Genomic DNA, 20830 nt, shown 5'->3' on the forward strand with positions numbered 1-20830 from the left:
CACTTAGCCATGACCCGGGAAACGACGGGCGCCGCCCCCTCCCTGACGCTGTCCGGCATCGGCCATGCCTATCTCGGCCGCACGGTGCTCGACGCCGTGGACCTGTCGCTGGCGGCGGGCGAGGTGGCGGCGCTCGTCGGCCCTTCGGGCTGCGGCAAGAGCACGCTGGCGCACATCGCCGCCGGGGTGGTCGAGCCGTCGCGGGGCCGCGTCGCCCGGCGCTACCGCCGCCACGGCATGGTGTTCCAGGACCCGCGCCTGCTGCCCTGGGCGACGGCGCGGGCCAACATCGCCTATCCGCTGCGCCTGCTCGGCCTGCCCCGCGCCGAACGGCGGGAGCGGGCGGAGGAGGCAGCAAAGCGGGTGGCGCTCGACCGCGCCGACCTCGACAAATTCCCCGTCGAGCTGTCGGGCGGCATGCGCCAACGCGCCGCCATCGCGCGGGCGCTGGCGATCGACCCCGACTTCATCTATTTCGACGAGCCCTTCACCGCGCTCGACGTCGCCCTGAAGCGCCGCATGCAGGATCTGGTGATCGAAGCGGCGCGCGGGGCGCGGTTCGGCGCCCTGTTCATCACCCACGACCTGATGGAGGCGGTGCGCATCGCCCACCGCGTCGTGGTCATGGACGCGCAGGGGCGCGGCATCGCCGGGACGCGCGCCGTTCCCGGCGAACCGGGCGGGCGCGACGACGGCACCGTCTACCGGCTGGTCGCCGGATTCCTGACCGACGACCCGCTGTTCCGCCACATCCACGACATCGACGAAAGGCGGACGCCATGACGGACGCGATCCGAACCGCCCGCGCGCCGACCCTCGCCGGCATCCTCGGCGATGAGGGGCTGCGGCTGTTCTTCCCGCTGTCGGCCCTGCACGCCGGTCTGTGGCCGGTGCTGTGGGCGGTGGTCAACGGCTTCGCCCTGCCCTTCGACGGCGCGATCCCGCCGGGACTGTGGCACGCGCACGAGATGCTGTTCGGCTCCTTCGGCGCGGCGGTGCTCGGCTTCATCACCACAGCCATCCCGGAATGGACCGACAGCCGGCGGCTTCAGGGGCGCCCCCTCTTCGCGCTGGCGGCGCTGTGGGGGATCGGACGGGTCGCCGGGCTGACCGGTGCCGACGGCGCGGCCGTCGTCGCCGCGGTGGCCGACACGGCGTGGCTCGCCGCCCTGCCCGTCTATGTCGCGGCGGTGTCCTGGCGCAAGCGCACGGTCCGGCTGATCGGCGTTCTCCTCTGGCTGAGCGCGCTCGCGGTGTCGGGTGCCGTGGTCCACGCCGCCTTCGTTCTCGGTGACGTGGAACGGGCGCAGGCCGGGCTGCACGCCGCCGGTCTGGTGCTGCTCGGGCTGCTCGGGCTCGTTCTGGCGCGCATTTCGGTGCCCGTCACGAATCTCGTGCTCGACCCCAGCCAGGGCAGTTCACCCTACCGGCCCCATCCGGGACGCCTCAATCTGGCGCCCGGTCTGGTCGCCATCGCCCTGGCCGGGGAGATCGCCGGGCTATCGCCCGCGGTGAGCGCCTATCTCTTCATCGCCGCCGGGGCCGCCTTTCTCGACCGGGTCGCGGAGTCCTTCATCGGCCGCGTCGTCTTCCGTGCGGAGATCCTGGCCCTGGCCGGGTCGAGCCTGATGGCGGGCGCCGGTCTGCTGCTGGTCGGCGCTTCCCGGCTGGGGGCCGGGTTCGCCGAGACGCCGGCGCTGCATCTGGCGCTGATGGGCGGGCTGGGCCTCGGCGTGCTGGCGGTCTTCGCCATCGCCGGGCTGTTCCACACCGGCCGGACCCTTCCCCTTCCAGCGGCGGCACGTCTGGCCGTTGCGCTGCTGATCGGGGCCGTGGTCCTGCGGGTCCTGCCGGAGCTGGGCGTCCTGCCGGCACCGCCGGGACCGCCCCACGCGCTGGCGGCGCTGCTCTGGGCGGCGGCCTTCTTATCCTGGCTCAAGGTCTATTGGCCCTTCCTGTCGCGCCCCCGCGTGGAGGAGGCCGCCGTGTGCTGATCCCGCGGCGAGACCGGCGAACCCCGATGAATCCCCCCTCCCCCTCCAAAGCCGGCGGCGGCCCCTTCCTCCTCTTCGGAGCGCTCCACGCCGCGGTGCTGGCCGCCGTCTGGGTGCCGTGGTTCCTCGGCCTCATCAGCCCGGAGATGGCGCTCCCACCCTCCTCCTGGTACGCGCATGAGTTTCTGTTCGGCGTCGTGCCGGCCATCATCGCTGGCGATCTGCTGACGGCGGTGCCGAACCGGACCGGTCATCCGCCTCCGGCCGGCTGGCCGCTGACCATGCTGTTGGCCGTCTGGATCGTCGGGCGGCTGGGCCTGGCCGGATCGGCGGCGCTGGAGCCGCTGACCGTCGCGCTGCTTGCCCTGCTGTTCCCGGTCGCCCTCCTCGCTGTGGCCGGACGGGAATTCCTTCTGACGAGAAACGGCCGCAACCTGACGATTCTCGCCGTCCTTGCCGTCCTGGTCGGCGCGCAGGGCCTGTTCCATTGGGAGCTGTGGCGCTTCGGGCAAAGCGTCCACGGCACGCGCCTGGCGGTGGCGGCGCTCCTGACCTGGACCGTGCTGGAGGCCGGGATCATGCCGGGCATCGCCGGAGGCTGGCGGAAGGCGCGCGGCCCCTCCCATCCGCAAGCTCCCTCCTCCCGCGTCGACGGGGTGGCGATGGGGCTCGGGCTGCTCGCCCTCGGGATCTGGATCGTTCAGGACGAGGGCATTTTGAACGAACACCTGTCCGGCGCCCTGCTGCTGGCCGCCGGATTCGCGCAGGCGGCGCGACTCGCGCGGTGGCGACCGCGTCACGCGCCGTCCGGGCGATCCGTGGCCGTCCTGCGTGTTTCCTGCGCCTTCATCCCGGCCGGGTTCCTGCTGGCGGCCTGGGCCTCGCTGGGCGGCGGTACGGCCTTCAACACCGCGGCGCTCCACGCCTGGACCATGGGCGCCATTGGCGGCATGGCCCTGACGGTGATGGTGCGGACCGCTGCCGGCCACAGCGGGCCTGCGCCCACGGCCTCCCGGCTGACGACCGGCATCCACCTCGCCGTGGCGGCGGCGGCCTGCGCGCGGCTCGCCGCCGCGCTCGACCCGCAGCGCACGATGCTGTTGATTCCCCTGGCGGGTGCCTTGTGGATTGCCGCCTTCCTGACGTTCGCACTGCTTCATGGGCGAATGTCAGGCCACAGGGCGAGCGGGGCCGTGCGGCCGGCGACACCGGACTGAGAATCCGTCCGGAGAGGGAAACCGGCGCCCGGCTTGGGCAGGGGCTCATGTGGCGTCGGTGGCTGGACAGTCGAAGTCCGCCATCGCCTTGTGCCACTGGTCCGACAGAGCTTTTGCCAAGCTGTCGGCGGTGGGGAACGACCGACACAGCAGCGCGTCGCCATGGACGAACCGCTCGCGAAGGCTTTCGATCGTCATCGCGATCATCAATCTCAGCACGCCTTCGAATTTACCGCGCTCTTCCTCGGTGAAGGGATGGCCGCGACGGCGGGCGACCACCGCTATGATGTGCTCGACCCACTCGGAATTCATGCGCTCGCGCATGCGCAGCACCTCCGGGTCACGCGTGGCGAGTTCGGAGAACAGGCTGTAGACGCCCGCGTTCGCCTCATACGCGCGGCAATAGACCGTGTTGGCGTCCAGGATCGCATCGTAACTGCTCCTCGGCCCCCGGGTCGCGGAGCGCCGATACGTCACATGCTCGAAGAACAGGGTGACGAGGACGGCCGCGCACTCGTCCATATCCTTGAAGTGATTATAGAACGTGCCCCGGGACAACCCGGCTTCGTCGAGCAGCGCCTCGACGGTCATCAGTTTTCCCGGAAACGTGCGAAGATGGCGGGCGACGATCGAGAGCAGCATGTAGCGCGTCCGCTCCCGTTTCGGGCGCGCCCGGTCCCGGCTCCACATCGCGAGCACCTCTTCGAAGAACAGCGGAGCGGAGCCTTCGCCGCACGCGGGCTCGCTTCCCGGTTCATCCACACCCTCCCGCATCCTTGCGCCCTCACCCTTCGACCGAATCGGTCCTGACCATGAATGTTGGACAATCGCACTGTACCCACTTGACGCGGTATATTTTTATACATAATGTCATTTTTAGACAATGCGTCATCACTGGACAGGCCGATGGTACCTACGATGATGGACGTGAATAAACCGTCAAGTGGCACCTTGACCAGGGAGGCGAACCTGAAAACGAGGTCCACCGGCGCGACGATCGAGTTCCAATCCGTCAGGAAGGCCTATGGATCGGTAAAGGCCCTTCATGATTTCTCCCTGACGATTCATCCGGGCGAGTTCCTGACGATCCTTGGATCGAGCGGGTCCGGCAAAACCACCGCGCTCAATGCGCTTGCGGGCTTTTCCACGGCCGACTCGGGCGATATCCGCATTGACGGGCGTTCGGTGATCGACGAGCCCCCGGAGCGGCGAAACCTGGGGATGGTGTTCCAGAACTACTCCCTGTTCCCCCACATGTCGGTGTTCGACAACGTCGCCTTCCCGCTGCGCATGCGCCGTGTGCCGCGCCGGGACATCAGGGAGCGGGTCGAGCGGGTGCTGGAGATCGTGCGGCTCGGCCCGTTGTCCGATCGCATGCCGCGCGACCTGTCCGGCGGGCAGCAGCAGCGCGTCGCCTTCGCCCGGGCCATCGTGTTCGAGCCGCCGGTCCTGCTCATGGACGAACCGCTGGGCGCCCTCGACCTCAAGCTGCGCGAGGCGCTGCAGTTCGAGATCAAGGAGATCCAGCACCAGCTCGGCTGCACCGTGGTCTATGTGACCCACGATCAGCGCGAGGCCCTGGCCATGTCGTCGCGCATCGTCGTGTTGCGCGACGGACGGATCGAGCAGGTCGGCACGCCGTCCGAAATGTACGACGCGCCGCAAAGCCGCTTCGTCGCCGATTTCATCGGGCAGACCAACCTGCTGGCCGCCGACGTGGCACAGCCCGGATCGGTGGCCATACCCGAACTCGGCATCACCTATCGGGAAAACGTGTTCACGGCCCGTTCAGGCTCCTGGTACGCGAGCATCCGTCCCGAGAAGCTGCAGCGCCGCCCGGCCGAGGGATCGGACATCGCGGTGACGGTCACCGTCCAGGAGGCCGTGTTCCTCGGCGACGTGATCGAATACAGCGCCCGCACCGGTCACGGTGCGCTCATCCACTTCCGGGAACAGAGACGCGACAGGGACCGGGTCCCGGAGCGCGGAGAGACGGCGACCCTCGTTCTTCGCCCGTCCGACGTCGTCCTCGTTCCGGACCTCGCCAGAACCAGTCGATGAAATGCTGATAGAGGAGCGTTCTATGAACAAGCTGCTGTGGAGCCTCTCTCTCGGAGCGGCGCTCGTCGGTGCCGCCGGTGGCGCGGCGCTGGCCCAATCCCGCGACCAGTCGATCGTGATCGCGAATTACGGCGGCGCCTGGGCGGAGACGCTCAACCGAATCTGCATCCAGCCCTTCACCAAGGAGACGGGGATCACCGTCACGCAGGCCGCGACGGAGGACTCGCTCGCCCAGATCCGCGCCCAGCAGACCACCAAGAATATTCTGTGGGACATCGCGCCCACCGAGCGGTCCGGTCTGCCGGTGTCGCAGAAGAACGGTTGGCTGGAGCCGATCGACTGGTCGGTGGTCGATCCCGAGAACAAGCTGCCGCCGATCGCCCGCAAGAGCCACGCCATCGGATCGGTGGCCTATTCCACCACCATCGGCGTGCGCATGGACAAGCTGCCGGAGGGCAAGACCTTCACCGGCTGGGAGGATTTCTGGGACGTCAAGCAGTTCCCCGGCCCCCGCACACTGCGCAATTCCCCGGCCGAGAACCTGGAATTCGCGCTGATCGCCGACGGCGTGAAGCCGTCCGAGGTCTATGACGTGCTCCGTTCGCCGGAAGGCGTGGATCGCGCCTTCAAGAAGCTCGACGAGATCAAGCCGGCGATCACCGTATGGTGGACGAGCGGGCAGCAGCCGGTCCAGCTGCTGGCCAGCGGCGAAGTGTTCTACGCGACCGCCTTCAACGGCCGTATCCAGCAGTTGCAGAAGGACAAGCTCCCGGTCGCGCTGATCTGGAACGGCGGCTCGCTCGACGTCAGCTACTATTCGATCGTCAAGGGCGCCAACAACGCCGCCGCGGCCATGCAGTTCATGAAGTACTGCTGGAACGAGCCGCGGCGTCTCGCCGAGATCGCCCGCGCCATGCCCTACTCCAGCTTCAACCCCGACCTCTACAAGATCCTGTCGGCGGAGGAAGCCAGACAACTGCCGACCAGCCCGGAAAACATGGATGTGCAGTTCGCGCTGAACGCCGAGTTCTGGGCCGAAAACCTGCCGCGCATTCAAAAGCGGTGGGAAACTTGGCGTCTGCAATGAGCGACGGCGTTTCCATGCCGCGCGATGGGATGGCGGCGGCGCGCCGACGGCGCGCGCCCATCTCCTCCCTCTGGCTGCTTGCCCCGGCGGCCCTGCTGTTCCTCCTGGCCTTCCTCGTTCCGGTAGGCGAGGTCGCGCTGTGGAGCCTGCAGGGCGACGCCGGGCTGACGGCGGAGCATTACCGGGAAGCGCTGGGCGCGGGCCCCTACCGCACCATCCTGTTCGGAACGGTGCAGCTCGCCGCCGGCGTGGCCTTCGCCTGCGTCCTGGCCGGCTACCCCGCCGCCTATTGTCTGGCGTCCTGCCCGCCGCGGCGCCGCACGATGCTCCTCCTGCTCATTCTGACGCCGCTTTGGGTCAGCGTGCTGGTGCGGACCTTCGGCTGGATCGTCGTCCTGGGCCGCGAGGGATTGGTGAACTCCATGCTGATCGGTGCGGGACTCATCGATGCGCCGCTCCAGATGCTCTACAGCCGTGGGGCCGTGTACATCGCGATGGTGCAGGTGCTCCTGCCGGTCGCCATCCTGGTCATGTTCTCCAGCATGACGACCATCAACCGCTCCCTGCTGCTGGCGTCGCGCATCCTCGGCGCCACCCCGTGGCGTGGCTTCCTCCACGTCTTCCTGCCGCTGAGCGCCGGCGGCGCGGTCAACGCGTGGATGCTCACCTTCGTCCTGGCGCTGGGCTTCTTCATCACCCCGGCGCTGGTCGGCGGGCCGAAGGAAAACATGATCGCGAACATCATCGCGACGCAGATCACGGTGACCCTCGACTGGGGGCTGGGTTCGGCTCTCGGGATGGTGCTGCTGGTCGCCGGCTTCCTGATGGTGGGCGCCGTCGCCCTGCTCTTCCGGCGCGTCACCCGGCTGAGCGGCCATGGAGGGACGCGATGAAACGAACGCTGTGGGAACAGTCCGGCCGCTACCTCCTGCCCGTCTATTTCGTCGGCGTCCTCCTCTATCTGCTGCTGCCGCTGCTGCTGGTGGTTCCGATGTCGGTCAGCGAGACCCGCTACCTCAAATTCCCGCCGACCGGCTTCACGCTGCACTGGTACGAGGACTTCTTCGCCACGCCCGGCTGGATCGAGGCGACCTGGCGCAGCCTGGTCATCGCCGCCGCCAGCGCGCTGCTGGCGACCGTCGTCGGCACGGCGGCGGCGCTCGTCCTGAGCCGCGACGGCCGCGCGGTGCGGATCGCGGGACCGATCTTCCTGGGTCCGCAGGTCGTGCCGGTCATCATTCTCGCCCTGGGCACGCTCCTCGTCTTCAGCCGCTTCGGCCTGTACGGCTCCATGGGCGGCATCGTGCTGGTGCACGCCGTCCTCGCGCTGCCCTTCGTCACGACGACGGTGTCGGGAGCGCTGCGCCAGACCGGCGACACGCTCGCCAGGGCCGCCCGGGTGCTGGGTGCCCGGCCGCACGAGGCCTTCTGGCACGTCACGCTGCCGACCATCCGGCCGGCGGTCATCTCCGCGGGCGTCTTCGCCTTCTTCATCTCCTTCGACGAGCTGGTCATCGCCCTGTTCGTCATGGGCCGCAACGAAACCTTGCCAATGCGGATCTGGGCCGACATGCGCCACGATCTGACGCCGGTTGTCGCGGCGGTCGCGTCGCTGCTCATCCTGGCCACCTTTGCCGCGGTTTTCCTGAGCGACCGCATCCAGCGCCGCGCCGCACGGCGCGCGGGATAACCGGTCGCGCCCCCCTCATCTACGGGCCACCCCTCATCTATGGGAAGAGTGATGTTCGCAGATTTTCGCACGGAAGAGCCCGACGCTCTCGCCCGCCGTCTGGAAACGGCAACGCTTCCGGATTCGGTGTTCGACCTCCTGGCGCAAACCGCCGCCCGGCACCCGGACGCCCCGGCGTGGCGCTTCATCGACGACGGTGTCGAGCGGAGCTGGGGCGAGGTGCTGGCCAAGGTCGAAACCGCCGCCGCGGCCTTCGCCGCGCTCGGCATCGGCCCCGGCGTGCATGTCGCGGTCATGGCCTGGAACCGGGAGGAGTTTCCCATCGCGTGGCTGGCTCTGTCCCGCCTGCAGGCGGTGATGGTGCCGGTGAACGCCACCTACACCTCCCGCGAGGTCGAGTATGTGCTGAAGACCTCGCTCGCCGCCTTCCTCATCCTGGAGGCGGAGTTCCTGCCGCATCTCGACGCGCTTGAGACGGTGTCGCTCCCCCCGTCCAGCGTCATCGTCATCGGCGATGGGGCGCTGGGCGGGCATCGCCGCTGGCAGGCGCTGATGGACGAGGCGCAGGGCCGCCGTGCACCGTCCACGCCCCGCTCCGCGGACGCGGTCCTCAATCTCCAGTACACGTCGGGCACCACCGGCTTTTCGAAAGCCTGCATGCTGACCAACGACTACTGGCTTTGCCTGGGCTTCAGCTCCACCGAGTTCTTCGCCACGGACCTGCGGCGCTTCTATGTGGGATCGAGCTTCTTCTACATGGTCGGGCAGAGGATCCTGCTGAACGCGATGGTGAGCGGCGGCTGCGCCTTCTTCCCGCGCAAACCGGGCGCCAAGCGCTTCATGCTCGATGTCGCGCAACTGGAGTGCGACTACTGCGCGCTGTTCGAAATGGTCTACAAGCAGCCGGCCCGGCCAGCGGATGCGCACAACGCGCTCAAGCTGGCCACCATCTTCGCGTTCGGCCCGGAAAGCCACGCCGACTTCCAGCGCCGCTTCGACGTGTACGGGCAGGAGTTCTACGGCATGACCGAGATCGGCGGCGGCACCTACATGCCGGCGCACCGGATCGCCGAGATGACCGGCTCGGCCAGTTGCGGGGTGGTCGCCCCCTTCCGGGACGCGATGATCGCGGACGAGGACGGCAACCCCGTGCCGACGGGCGCGACCGGGGAGCTTTGCGTGCGTGGCCGCGGCCTGCTGAAGGGCTATTTCGGAAACGAGGAGGCGACGGCGCAGGCGTTCCGCAAGGGCTGGTTCCGCACCGGCGATCTGGCCCGCGTGGACTCCTCCGGGTACCACTACATCCTGGGCCGGACCAAGGACATGGTCCGCCGCAGCGGCGAGAACATTTCGGCCCGCGAGGTCGAGGTGGTGCTGCGCACGCTCGACGAAGTCCAGGACGCCGCGATCGTTCCGGTTCCCGACGATTACCGCGGCGAGGAGATCAAGGCCTACATCCAGCTGGCGCCGGGGGTCGATCCCTCGACCTGCACGCCGGCGCGCATCGCCGATCACTGCGGGCGGCATCTCGCGGCCTTCAAGGTGCCCCGCTACTACGAGTATCGCGACTCCTTCCCCCTCACGGATTCGCAGCGTGTGCAGAAGAAGCATCTGCTGGCGGAGAAGCCCGACCTCCGCGTCGGTGCGTACGACTGGCAGGACAAGATCTGGCGCTGACGCCTGCACCCCGTCTTCCTGTGAAAAAAGCCAACCGGCCTCGAAGAGGACTTCTGACATGCCCGAGATTACCGCCCAGACCGAGGGCGCGATCCGCATCCTGACCATCTCCAACGAACCCAAGCGCAACGCGTTCGAAGGCACGATGGCCGCGGATTTCCTAGGCCACCTGAACGACGCGGACGGCGACGCCGCCGTGCGGGTGGTCGTGGTGACGGGCGCCGGCGACATCGCCTTCTCAAGCGGACACGATCTGAACGAAATCGCCTCCGGCGCTCATGCGGCGACGAACCTGGGAGAGGCCCCGTTCCTGCGCCCGCGGGACATGACGAAGCCGGTCATCGCGGCCGTCAACGGGCACTGCTACGCCGCGGCGCTCATCCTCGCTTTGTCCTGCGACCTGCGCGTCGCGAGCGTCAACGCGACGTTCGGGTCGCCGGGTGCCCGCCTGGGCATGCTCCCGGAGGGTGGGCAGATCGGCCGGCTGCCGCGGCTGATGTCGTCCGCCCGCGCCTTGGAACTGATGCTGACGGCCAATCCCCTTCCCGCGGACGAGGCCTACCGAACCGGCTTCGTCAACCGTCTGGCCGGACAGGGCGAGGCGTTGCAGGAAGCGCTCGTCCTGGCGCGTGCCATCGCCAAGAACGCGCCCTCGGTGGTGGCCGCGATCAAGGCCGGGGTGATCCTGGGCGAGCGCGAGGGGATCGACGCCGCCGGCGCCTATGAAGCGGCGGTCGCCCGCCGGCTGGAAAAAGCGGCGGACGCCCGCGAAGGCGTCAGCGCCTTTCTGGAAAAGCGCGCCCCCGTGTTCCGTGGCGGCGCGTGACGGTGCCCATCCGACATTGCCTTCAACGAAAAGAAAGAACCACCATGGCCGAGAACTTCACAGCCTTTGTCATCGAGGACGTCGACGGCAAGCCGAAGGGTGGCTTCACGACGCTGACCCTGGCCGACCTGCCGGACAACGATGTGCTGGTCGAGGTCGCCTGCTCCACGCTCAATTACAAGGACGGGCTCGCCGTTTCCGGCAAGGGCCGGATCGCCCGAAAGCTGCCGATGGTCGCCGGCATCGACCTCGCCGGCACCGTGGTCGAATCCCGCTCTCCCGCCTGGAAGCCGGGCGACAAGGTGGTCGTCAACGGCTGGGGCCTGTCGGAAACGCAGTGGGGCGGCTACACCCGCTTTCAGCGCCTGAAGGCGGAGTGGTTGACCCGTCTGCCGGACGCCTTCTCGTTCGAAGAGGCCATGGGCATCGGCACCGCCGGCTACACCGCCGCGCTGTGCGTGGACGCGCTGGAGCGGTGGGGCGCGGTCCAGCCGGGCGACAAGGAGGTTCTGGTCACCGGAGCGGCCGGCGGTGTCGGTTCGGTCGCGGTGGCTCTGCTCGCCAAGCGCGGTTACCCGGTGGTCGCCGCCACCGGCCGGCCCGAAACCCATGATTACCTGCGCAGCCTCGGCGCCAGCGGCTTCATCGACCGCGCCGCCCTTCTGGAAAAGGGTGCCCCCCTGCAGAAGGAGCGCTGGGCCGGCGGTGTCGATTCGGTGGGCGGGCAGACTCTGGTCAACGCGCTGTCGCAGACGGTCTGGGGCGGTGCCATCGCCGCTTGCGGCTTGGCCGGCTCGTCCGATCTGCCGGGCACGGTCCTGCCGCACATCCTGCGCAACGTCGCGCTGCTGGGCGTCGATTCCGTCATGGCTCCGCAGGACCGGCGGAACGCCGCCTGGACACGGCTGGCCCGCGACCTGGATCGCAACGCGCTGAAGACGATGTACGAGGTGCTGCCCTTCGACGCGCTGCCCGAACTGGCCACCAGGATTCTCGCCGGGAAAATCCGCGGCCGCGTGGTCGTCGACGTAACCCGTTGAGGACGGTTCCGGCCCGTCCGGCAGCCCCGCCCGCTGCGGAACCTTGCCGTTTCGTGGCGGGGCTCATCCTTGGGTGTCGCGCACCGCTCATGCCGGGCTTCGTCCTGGACGCCCTGGAGCGGGCGCTGCACGACCACCGGCCGGCTACGGGCGGCGGTCTCATCCACTACTCCGACCACGACCGGGATCCGGGTGTCCATGGATGACCGGAGCCGCTGGATGAACAACGTTTTGATCGAACGGCTGTGGCGATCGATGAAGCAAGCGTTTCTGTGCCTCAATGCCGTCCTAAACCTGCGGCGATGATGCACGTTCATCCGCGTCGCCAAGCGCCTCTTCTCCATGACGGTAAACCCGTGCGAGAGCGGCGTCCTGTGCCGGCGTAAGCACGGCATCGACGGCGCTGAGCAGAGCGGTCTCCTCCTTTTGAATATGCAGAACCAGGCCGTCGATCAGCTGCTGCCCGAAATGGCGGAAGACGGGCCAGCTTTCCTCATCGAACCCCTCACGCAGAGCCAGAGCACACAGCCGGGCGATGCGGCGGACCAGCGGGCGCAGGGCTTCGTGGTCGGTCGAGAGGTCGGCCGTCATCTCGTAAGCGGCGGCGGCGGCGATGGGCGGGAAGAGCCACTGCTCTTCCAGGATAAAGTGCCGTTCGAGGCCCTGGCCCAGTTCCTTGCCGAGGGTGGCGAGCAGACCGCGACCGTCCGCGTCCAGATCTGGGATGTCGTCCTCTGTGGTGCGCTCCAGGTAGGCTTCGAACGCGTTCAGAAGGTCGATGGTCCGGTGATGATCGTCGTGCAGGAGTTGGCCGGTCTTGCTGTCGGTGTGCATGTCCGAAATCTTTTGAAAGAAGGTCACGCGTCGGGTCGGCCAGTCCAAGCGGCAAGGCTGACCAGTCGAGGGTCGTCGGCGTGGTCCACCAGCATGCGCCGGACCCGTTCCTGCCAGAGGGTGCGGAACCGGGCCGCCTCGTCCGCGGATGCCGTGCGGGACAACAGGCGCTGCAGAAGGTCGGGCATCGCCGGATCGACCGGCACGACACCGCTGTCGAGCGTTGCCTGCACGCCCACTCCCGTGTCGGTGCGGACGAAGGCCATCGTGCCTTGCATGCCGACCCCGAAGGACAGGAGGTTCCGGCGGTCGAAGCGTCCACCGATGCCTTTGAAGCCGGTGCTCTCCGTCGCTCCGGTCAGCAGCGTGGCGACGCTTGCCATCACGCCGGCCACACCATCGTCGGCGGCCTCGCGAACAGACACCGCGACGGCTCCCCGCTCGGGCACCTCATTGGGATACAGACGCTCCAGCGATCGCACGGTCATCAGGTAGGCCCCCGCGACGGTCGGGCAGGAATGGCCGGCCAGCCGCACCGCATCGGCATAGCCGTAATCGAGCAGGCCGTCCTCGGCCGCGCCGAGGAACGCGCTGAGCGGATCGCGCACGACGAGCCGCGGCGCCGCATCATAGAAGGATGGAAATGTCATGGCCGGATCATGCCATGACGACGCCCGAGCCTCTTTGTGCCTGCGCAAACCGCAAGCCTTTCGGCATGGCCAAGTTCATCCCAGGCGTCACCGTGCCGCCATTCCATGGGCGGCGGCCCAACGCTCGGGAAGCACAGCGCGCGGACATTCTCATATTATGAGAAACCACTTTCATATTGCGAGAAGATTTGTTGACGCGACGTTTGGGTTGGCCAATCATCCGAACGTCAGCCACACACCGCAGAATTGATCGCTCCCGTGTCAAAAGCATCGTCACCAAACCCAGCCCCTTCTCCCGAACGCGAGGCCGGCAGCGCAGGCCCGAGTGGCGCGCAGGCGATCCTGCGGGCGATCACGCTTCTCCGCGCCGTTGCGCGAACCAACGACCGTGGCGCCCGCGCCAACGCACTGGCGGCGGAGACGGGGTTGTCGGTCGCCACCACCCATCGCATCCTCGGGGTGTTGGCGCAGGAAGGGCTGCTGACCCACGACCCCTATTCCAAGCTATATCATCTCGGGATGGAGCTTTCCGTGCTCGGCGCGGCCGCCCAGGAATTCTCCATCCGTGACCGCCTGCGCCCGGCGCTGGAGCAGATCGCCCTGGAGGTCGAGGACACCATTTTCCTGCTGATCCGGTCGGGCAACGACGCGGTGTGCATCGACCGGGTGGAGGGCAGCTATCCGATCCGCACCCTGACGCTCGACATCGGTGCGCGCCGTCCGCTCGGCATCGGCGGCGGCGGTCTGGCGCTGCTCGCCTTCCTGCCCGACGCCCAGCTCGAAGCCGTGCTGGCGGCCAACGCCCAGCGCTATTCCAGCTATGCCGACTTCACGGCCGACGACATCCGGCGCTTCGTCTTCGAAGCCCGTGAACTCGGCTACGCGCTCAACAACGGCATCCTCCGTCCGAACGTCGCGGCGGTCGGGGTGCCCGTCCTTGATGCCGACGGCCGGATCGTCGCCGCTGTCAGCGTCGCCGCCATTCCCGACCGTTTGCCGGAGGACCGGCAGGAGCGTGTCGCCGAGATCATCGCCCATCACGTCCAGCGTGTCTGGGGCCAGCGTGTCCGGAACACCGCCGACGGCGGCCCATGACACCCGCAATGACCCCAGCCCTCTGACCACATCCGACGCGCACCGAAGAAGGCGCGCATCCCAGGAGGAAAAGAAATGAGCCATGCCCTGAGGGCGGCCGCCGCGGCCGCCACCGCCATCCTTTTGTCTTTTGCCGCCCCGGTGCCGGCGTCGGCCGGCAAGGCCGACGACACGCTGAACATCGCCTGGGCTGGCGAACTGCCGACGCTCGACCGTTACTTCAACGTCCTGCGCGAAGGCGAGCTCGTCGCGCGCATGGTCTTCGACTCGCTGCTGACCGTCGATCCGCAGACCTTCGATTACAAGCCGCTGCTTGCGTCCTCGTACCGCTTCGTCGACAACCGGACCATTGAGTTCGAACTGCGCCGTGACGTGCGGTTCCACGATGGCGAGCCGTTCGACGCCGACGACGTGGTCTACACGCTGAACCTGATGGCCGATCCGGCGACCCGGGTTCTCAGCCGGCAGAACGTGGATTGGATCGAGAAGGTCGAGAAGATCGACACGCACATGGTGCGCCTGACCATGAAGGCGCCGACACCGCTGGCCCTGGAGTATTTGTCGGGACCGCTGCTGATCTATCCGCGCGACTATTATTCCAAGGTCGGCAGCCAGGGCATGGGGTTGCGGCCGGTCGGCACCGGCCCCTACAAGGTGACCGCGTTCGACCCCGGCAAGCGCATCGTCTTCGAAGCCAACCGCGCGTATTTCGACGGCAGCCCCAAGGGCCGGCCGACCATCGGCCGCATCGTCCAGCGCACCATCCCCGACCAGAACACCCAGATCGCCGAGCTGCTCAGCGGCGGCGTCGACTGGATCTGGAACGTGCCCAACGATCAGGCGGCCAAGCTCGCGTCCATGCCCAACGTCGTGGTGCAGAACGCGCAGACGATGCGCTTCGGCTATCTGGCGTTCGACGCCTCCAACCGCACCGGCCACTCCTCGCCGGTCAACGACGTCCGGGTCCGCCAGGCCATCGCCCATTCCATCGACCGCAAGACCATCGTCAAGCGGCTGGTCCGCGGCGCCTCCGAGGTCATCGACGCGGTCTGCTTCCCGACCCAGTTCGGATGCGTCCAGGACGTGGCGACCTACGATTACGATCCGGTCAAGGCGAAGGCGCTTCTCGCCGAGGCCGGCTATCCCAACGGACTCGACATCGAGTTCCACGCCTACCGCGACCGTCCGGTGGCCGAGGCGATGATCGGCTACATGAAGGCCGTCGGGATCAACGCCAAGCTCACCTACCTGCAGTACGAGGCGCTGCGGGACAAGGTCTACAACGGCGAAACCGACTTCACCTTCATGTCCTGGGGCTCCTACTCGATCAACGACGCGGCGGCCAGCGTCAGCCAGTTCTTCAAGGGATCGAAGGACGATTACGCCCGCGACCCGCAGGTGATCGGCTGGCTGGAGGGCGCCGATTCCGCGATCGATCCGGCGACGCGCAAGGACCTCTACGGCAAGGCGTTGCGGCGCATCGCCGAACAGGCCTACTGGCAGCCGCTGTTCACCTACAACGTCAATTACGTCCACAGCAAGGACATCGCCTTCACCCCGACGGCGGACGAGATCCCGCGCTTCTACGCGGTGACCTGGAAATGAGCCGCCCGCCGGCCGCCGCCCCACCCTCACGTCACCACACCTCCCTTCCGTGGAGTCCGCCATGCTGGCCTACAGCTTGAAGCGTCTGCTTCTGGCCGTGCTGGTCGCCGTCACGGTCTCCGTCGGCTCCTTCGCCCTGCTGCGGGCGGCTGGAGACCCGGCGGTGGCCATGGCCGGCCACTCCGCCACGGCGTCCGACATCGAGTTCATCCGCGAAACCTACGGCTTCAACCGCCCCCTGCCCGTCCAGTACGCCGACTGGCTGGTCAAGGCGCTGCAGGGCGACTTCGGGGAAAGCCTGTACTTCCGCATGCCGGTCAGCCGCATGCTGGCCGACAAGCTGCCGACCACCATGACGCTCGGCGGGCTGGCGCTGGCCTTCGCGCTGTGCGTCGGGCTGCCGCTCGGCATCATCGCGGCGATCCGGCCGAACAGCTGGATCGACCGCACGGCGCTGCTGATCTCCGTCACCGGGCAGGCCATGCCGACCTTCTGGTTCGCCCTGGTGCTGGTCGTGCTGTTCAGCATCACCTTTCCGCTGCTGCCGCCGTCCGGTTCGGGCACCTGGAAGCACTTCGTCATGCCGACCGTGGTGCTCGGCTATTACGCCACACCGGCGATCATGCGGCTGACGCGGGCGGGCATGCTCGAAGTGCTGGCCTCCGACTACATCCGCACCGCGCGGGCCAAGGGGCTGCACCCGGCCGTGGTGCTGCTCAAGCACGCCCTGCGCAACGCCGTCATCCCGGTGGTCAGCCTGTCGGCGGTGCAGTTTGGCTTCATGCTGGGCGGATCTGTGGTGGTGGAGACGGTGTTCGCCCTGCACGGCACCGGCCAGCTCGCCTGGGAATCGATCAGCCGCTCCGACCTGCCCACCGTGCAGGCCATCGTGCTGGTGCTGTCCAGCTTCTATGTCGTCCTCAGCCTGATCGCCGACCTTCTCAACGCGTGGCTCGACCCGCGCATCCGGGTGGCTTGAATGACCATGTCCGAAACCCTCCGGGCACCGGCCGCGCCCGCCGCCGCCGCGCAGCCCCCGACCCCCGGCCAGATTCTGCGCCGCCGCATCCTCGGCCACTGGAGCCTCATGGGTGGACTCGCCGTGCTCGGCCTGATCCTCCTGCTCGCCGTGCTGGCCCCCTTCGTCGCGCCCGACGACCCCTACCGGCAGGACCTCATGGAGCGGCTGGTGCCGCCGGTGTGGAACGCCGAGGGAAGCTGGGCCCACCCGCTCGGCACCGACCATCTCGGCCGCGACTATCTCAGCCGGCTGCTGTACGGCGCCCGCGTGTCGCTGCTCATCGGCTTCGCCGCGGCGCTCGGCTCCGGGGTGATCGGCACGACGCTCGGCGTCTGCGCCGGCTATTTCCGCGGACGCGTCGATATGGTGGTGACCTTCCTGGTGACCGTGCGGCTGTCGACACCGGTGGTGCTGGTGGCTCTGGCGGTGGTGGCGCTGTTCGGCGGTTCGCTGGAGGTGGTCATCCTGGTGCTGAGCGCGCTGCTGTGGGACCGCTTCGCCATCGTCATGCGCACTTCCACCATCCAGGCGACCAGCCAGGATTACGTTCTGGCGGCGCAGGCGGTGGGCTGTTCGGTGCCGCGCATCATCTTCGGCGAGATCCTGCCGAACGTGCTCAACAACCTCATCATCGTCGCCACGCTGGAGATGGCGCACGCCATCCTGCTGGAAGCGGCGCTGTCCTTCCTCGGGCTGGGCGTGCAGCCGCCGCTGCCGTCCTGGGGCCTGATGGTCGCCGAGGGGCGCTCCAACCTGTTCTTCGAACCCTGGCTCATCGCCATTCCGGGCGTCGCCCTGTTCCTGCTGGTGCTGGCCATCAATCTGGTCGGCGACGGCGTCCGCGACGTCACCGCCCCCGACGGCCGCACGTGAGGTCCCCGTCATGACCCCCATTCTCGAAGTCGAAGGGCTGTGCGTCGACATCCCGACGCCGGCCGGAACCCTGCACGCCGTGCGCGACGTCTCCTTCCGGGTCGGCAAGGGCGAAATCCTCTGCATCGTCGGCGAGTCCGGATGCGGCAAGTCGCTGACCTCGCTGGCGCTCATGGATCTGCTGCCGGGGCGAGCCCGGCGCGAAGCCCGACGCTTGTCCTTCGCCGGCACCGACCTCGGCACCCTGTCGCAGAAGGCGATGCGGAACCTGCGCGGCAACCGGATGGCGATGATCTTCCAGGAGCCGATGACCTCGCTCAACCCGGCCTTCACCATCGGCAACCAGATGGCCGAGGCGCTGCGCTGCCACACCCGCGCCAGCGCCGCCGAAGCGCGCGAGCGGGCGGCCGAGCTGCTGGCCCTGGTCGGCGTGCCCGCCGGACGGGACCGGTTGAACCAGTACCCGCACCAGCTCTCCGGCGGCCTGCGCCAGCGGGTGATGATCGCCATGGCGCTGATGGGCTCGCCCGACCTTCTCATCGCCGACGAACCGACGACGGCGCTGGACGTCACCATCCAGGCGCAGATCCTTCACCTGCTGGAGGACCTGCGCGACCGCACCGGGCTGTCGATCGTCCTCATCACCCACGACCTCGGCGTCGTCGCCCAGCTCGCCGACCGGGTCGTCGTCATGTACGCCGGCTCGGTGGTCGAGGAGGGACCGGTGGACGAGGTCTTCGGACGGCCGGCCCATCCCTACACGCGGGGTCTGCTGGATTGCGTTCCGGTTCCGGGGCGCACGCCGCCGGGATCGCTCCTGGGTTCGATCCCCGGCGTCGTGCCGAGCCTGATCGGTGCCATTCCGGGCTGCCCCTTCGCCGCCCGCTGCAGCTTCGCCGCAGACGCCTGCCTGACCCGTCAACCACCCCTGCGGCCGGCACCCCTGCAACCGGCCGCCGGCCACAGCTTCCGCTGCGTCCTGGAGGGCTCGGCATGATCCCCGTCACCATTCCCGGCCCCGAGCGGGCCGTGTCCACCGACGCCGTCCTCGAACTGCGCGGGGTCAGCCACACCTATCAGGTCCGCCGCTCGCCGTTCCGCAAGAGCGTGCCGTTGCGTGCGGTGGACGACGTGTCGCTGTGCGTCCACCGCGGCGAGGTGCTGGGCCTCGTCGGAGAATCCGGCTGCGGCAAGAGCACGCTGTCGAAGATCCTGCTGGGCCTGCTCCCGCCCAGCTCCGGCGAGGTGCTGATCGACGGCGCCGCGGTGTCCGGAGCCGGGCAGGCGGCATTCGCCCGCCGGGTCCAGCCGGTGTTCCAGGACCCCTATTCCTCGCTGAATCCGCGCAAGACCGTTGCCCAGATCATCGGCCTGCCGCTGGCCGTGCACGGCGTCGGCGACCGCGCGGGCCGGCGCCAGGCGGTCACCGCCATGCTCGATTGCGTCGGCCTGCCGCGGCGCGTCCTGGACACCTATCCCAAGCAGCTGTCCGGCGGACAGCGGCAGCGCGTGGCCATCGCCCGCGCCCTGATCATGCGCCCCGAGGTGGTGGTCTGCGACGAGCCGACGTCGGCCCTCGACGTCTCGGTGCAGGCGCAGATCCTCAACCTGCTGACCGAACTGCGCCGCGAGTTGAATCTCGGCATGCTGATGATCAGCCACAACCTCGCTGTCATCGAACACATGGCGACCTGGATCGCCGTGATGTATCTCGGCCGCATCGTCGAGTCCGGGCCGACCCGCGCGATCTTCGAGCGGCCGCGGCATCCCTACACGCGGGCCCTTCTCCAGTCGGTGCTGACGACGGTTCCGGGGCACGGCATCCCCGATCCGCTTCCCGGCACCGCGATCCCCAACCCGGTCGACCGGCCGGCCGGCTGCGCCTTCCACCCGCGATGCCCTTTGGCGACCGACCTGTGCCGGACCGTTCCGCCCTCACGCGTCGTCGATGCCCGTCAAGGCGGGTTCGTCGAATGCCATCTGTTCCCGGCCGGCGAAGCGGAGGCGGCATGACCATGCATCGGGACAACCACGGCGGCCCGCACACCGTCGTCACCGAAGAGCGCTACATTCCGGCCAAGGACGCCGGCATCCAGCTCTACCTGCGCAACAAGCGCCCGGCCGGTGTCACCGCGTTCGGGGCGGAGCGCACGGTGCTGCTGGTGCACGGCTCCAGCTATCCCGCCCACACCGCGTTCGACCTGCCGCTCGACGGCATGTCGTGGATGGATTACATGGCCGGGCGCGGCTTCGACGTCCACTGCCTGGACCTCCGCGGCTTCGGCCGCTCCACGCGCCCCCCGGAAATGGACCGCGCGGCCGCGGCGGCGGAGCCGGTCGTCGACACCAGCACGGCCCTGCGCGACGTCGCCGCCGCCGTCGAGCACATCCTGGCAAGCCGCTCCATCGACCGGCTCTGCCTGATCGGCTGGTCGTGGGGCGCCACCCTGGTCGGAGCTTACACGGCCGAACACGGCGAGCGCGTGGCGCGGCTCGTGCTCTACGCCCCGCAATGGCTGCGCGACACCCCGCATCCGGCGGGCGGCTGCACGCCCCTGGGCGCCTACCGCACCATCACGGTGGGGGACGCCCGGCAACGCTGGCTGTCCGGCGTGCCGGAGGACCGGCGGGACGCGCTGGTGCCGCCGGCGTGGTTCGACGCCTGGGCCAGCGCGACCTTCGCCTCCGACGCCGTGGGCGCGACCCAGGAACCGCCGGTCATCCGGGCCCCGAACGGAAACATCGCGGACTCCATGACCTATTGGTGCTCCGGGCGTCCGCTCTACGATCCCGGACGCATCCGCTCCCCCACCTTGGTGGTGGTCGGCGCCTGGGACGCCGACACCCCGGTCGCGATGGCCGAACAGGTGTTCCGGGAGTTGGGGGCGGCCTCCCAGCGCCGCATGGTGGTCATCGGCGACGCCACCCACACCGTCCTTCTGGAGCGGAACCGCATGCAACTGTTCCGTGAGACGCAACTCTTCCTTGAAGAGCAGGGCTGAGGGTGCCGTCAGGCCGCCCGTCCCGTCCGAGTGGGCACCGTTGCCGGCCTCAGCGGCCGGCAACAAACAAGCCTGAGGGGATGTCGCGGAACTGCTGCTGGATGAGCCCATCACAAACCGGGGGCAGCCGCGACTCGGCTGAGGTATAGCTGGCGCCA

20 protein-coding genes are annotated in these 20830 nt (G+C 68.5%); 17 read left to right on the forward strand and 3 right to left on the reverse strand.

Going from position 1 to position 20830, the window contains the following annotated elements:
• The first annotated feature begins 9 nt into the window (after positions 1 to 9).
• Genes DXK32_RS11105 through DXK32_RS11115 form a run of 3 tightly spaced genes read left to right on the forward strand, consistent with a single transcriptional unit; the run spans position 10 to position 3211 of the window.
• On the forward strand, positions 10 to 783 hold the full coding sequence (locus DXK32_RS11105; RefSeq protein ID WP_114858558.1) for an ABC transporter ATP-binding protein: 774 nt from the start codon (positions 10 to 12) through the stop codon (positions 781 to 783).
• Positions 780 to 1994, forward strand: coding sequence for an NnrS family protein (locus DXK32_RS11110; RefSeq protein ID WP_114858559.1), 1215 nt, complete (start codon positions 780 to 782; stop codon positions 1992 to 1994). Before DXK32_RS11105 ends, DXK32_RS11110 begins: the two co-directional genes overlap by 4 nt.
• Before the next feature lie 26 nt (positions 1995 to 2020).
• On the forward strand, positions 2021 to 3211 hold the full coding sequence (locus DXK32_RS11115) for an NnrS family protein (RefSeq protein WP_114858560.1): 1191 nt from the start codon (positions 2021 to 2023) through the stop codon (positions 3209 to 3211).
• Positions 3212 to 3256: 45 nt separating this feature from the next.
• Here DXK32_RS11115 and DXK32_RS11120 read toward each other — a convergent pair whose 3' ends face one another.
• Positions 3257 to 3973 (reverse strand): TetR/AcrR family transcriptional regulator, encoded by a 717-nt coding sequence (locus tag DXK32_RS11120; protein ID WP_247877092.1) that lies wholly within the window; start codon positions 3971 to 3973, stop codon positions 3257 to 3259.
• 156 nt (positions 3974 to 4129) lie between these two features.
• Here DXK32_RS11120 and DXK32_RS11125 point away from each other — a divergent pair, with 156 nt between their 5' ends.
• Genes DXK32_RS11125 through DXK32_RS11155 form a run of 7 tightly spaced genes read left to right on the forward strand, consistent with a single transcriptional unit; the run spans position 4130 to position 11592 of the window.
• Entirely contained in the window at positions 4130 to 5272 is a 1143-nt protein-coding gene (locus tag DXK32_RS11125) for an ABC transporter ATP-binding protein (protein ID WP_247877093.1), read from the forward strand.
• 22 nt (positions 5273 to 5294) lie between these two features.
• Positions 5295 to 6359 carry an ABC transporter substrate-binding protein gene (locus tag DXK32_RS11130; RefSeq protein WP_114858563.1) on the forward strand — a complete coding sequence of 355 codons (1065 nt, stop codon included), beginning with the start codon at positions 5295 to 5297 and terminating at the stop codon, positions 6357 to 6359.
• Positions 6356 to 7252, forward strand: a complete 897-nt coding sequence (locus tag DXK32_RS11135; protein ID WP_114858564.1) for an ABC transporter permease — start codon at positions 6356 to 6358, stop codon at positions 7250 to 7252. The genes DXK32_RS11130 and DXK32_RS11135 overlap by 4 nt, the downstream gene beginning before the upstream one ends.
• Positions 7249 to 8049: an ABC transporter permease gene (locus DXK32_RS11140; protein WP_014198829.1), complete on the forward strand. Its 801-nt coding sequence runs from the start codon at positions 7249 to 7251 to the stop codon at positions 8047 to 8049. The genes DXK32_RS11135 and DXK32_RS11140 overlap by 4 nt, the downstream gene beginning before the upstream one ends.
• Before the next feature lie 51 nt (positions 8050 to 8100).
• Positions 8101 to 9726 (forward strand): class I adenylate-forming enzyme family protein, encoded by a 1626-nt coding sequence (locus DXK32_RS11145; RefSeq protein ID WP_114858565.1) that lies wholly within the window; start codon positions 8101 to 8103, stop codon positions 9724 to 9726.
• 58 nt (positions 9727 to 9784) lie between these two features.
• Entirely contained in the window at positions 9785 to 10552 is a 768-nt protein-coding gene (locus DXK32_RS11150) for an enoyl-CoA hydratase/isomerase family protein (protein WP_114858566.1), read from the forward strand.
• 44 nt (positions 10553 to 10596) lie between these two features.
• Positions 10597 to 11592, forward strand: coding sequence for an MDR family oxidoreductase (locus DXK32_RS11155; RefSeq protein WP_114858567.1), 996 nt, complete (start codon positions 10597 to 10599; stop codon positions 11590 to 11592).
• A 288-nt stretch (positions 11593 to 11880) separates the two neighbouring features.
• Here the strand turns inward: DXK32_RS11155 and DXK32_RS11165 are convergent, their stop codons facing one another.
• Together DXK32_RS11165 and DXK32_RS11170 are read right to left on the reverse strand one after the other, a co-directional pair.
• A complete protein-coding gene (locus tag DXK32_RS11165) occupies positions 11881 to 12426 on the reverse strand; it encodes a hemerythrin domain-containing protein (RefSeq protein WP_114858577.1) in 546 nt (181 codons plus the stop codon).
• Positions 12427 to 12449: 23 nt separating this feature from the next.
• Positions 12450 to 13076, reverse strand: coding sequence for an FmdE family protein (locus tag DXK32_RS11170; RefSeq protein WP_114858569.1), 627 nt, complete (start codon positions 13074 to 13076; stop codon positions 12450 to 12452).
• A gap of 342 nt (positions 13077 to 13418) precedes the next feature.
• Between DXK32_RS11170 and DXK32_RS11175 the strand changes: the two genes are divergently transcribed.
• From DXK32_RS11175 to DXK32_RS11205, 7 genes are all read left to right on the forward strand, one after another.
• The gene (locus DXK32_RS11175) at positions 13419 to 14171 is read left to right on the forward strand and encodes an IclR family transcriptional regulator (RefSeq protein WP_114858578.1); all 753 of its coding nucleotides are present in this window, start codon (positions 13419 to 13421) and stop codon (positions 14169 to 14171) included.
• Positions 14172 to 14246: 75 nt separating this feature from the next.
• On the forward strand, positions 14247 to 15776 hold the full coding sequence (locus DXK32_RS11180; RefSeq protein WP_114858570.1) for an ABC transporter substrate-binding protein: 1530 nt from the start codon (positions 14247 to 14249) through the stop codon (positions 15774 to 15776).
• 61 nt (positions 15777 to 15837) lie between these two features.
• Positions 15838 to 16755, forward strand: coding sequence for an ABC transporter permease (locus tag DXK32_RS11185; RefSeq protein WP_114858571.1), 918 nt, complete (start codon positions 15838 to 15840; stop codon positions 16753 to 16755).
• Complete coding sequence (locus DXK32_RS11190) at positions 16756 to 17670, forward strand: ABC transporter permease (protein ID WP_114858572.1); 915 nt, start codon at positions 16756 to 16758, stop codon at positions 17668 to 17670. It begins immediately after the preceding gene.
• A 10-nt stretch (positions 17671 to 17680) separates the two neighbouring features.
• A complete protein-coding gene (locus DXK32_RS11195; protein ID WP_114858573.1) occupies positions 17681 to 18667 on the forward strand; it encodes an ABC transporter ATP-binding protein in 987 nt (328 codons plus the stop codon).
• Positions 18664 to 19683 (forward strand): ABC transporter ATP-binding protein, encoded by a 1020-nt coding sequence (locus DXK32_RS11200; RefSeq protein WP_114858574.1) that lies wholly within the window; start codon positions 18664 to 18666, stop codon positions 19681 to 19683. The genes DXK32_RS11195 and DXK32_RS11200 overlap by 4 nt, the downstream gene beginning before the upstream one ends.
• Complete coding sequence (locus DXK32_RS11205; protein WP_247877094.1) at positions 19680 to 20672, forward strand: alpha/beta hydrolase; 993 nt, start codon at positions 19680 to 19682, stop codon at positions 20670 to 20672. The genes DXK32_RS11200 and DXK32_RS11205 overlap by 4 nt, the downstream gene beginning before the upstream one ends.
• Positions 20673 to 20830 lie beyond the last annotated feature (158 nt).

Source organism: Azospirillum brasilense (assembly GCF_003349955.1).
Classification (GTDB): Bacteria; Pseudomonadota; Alphaproteobacteria; order Azospirillales; family Azospirillaceae; genus Azospirillum; species Azospirillum brasilense_B.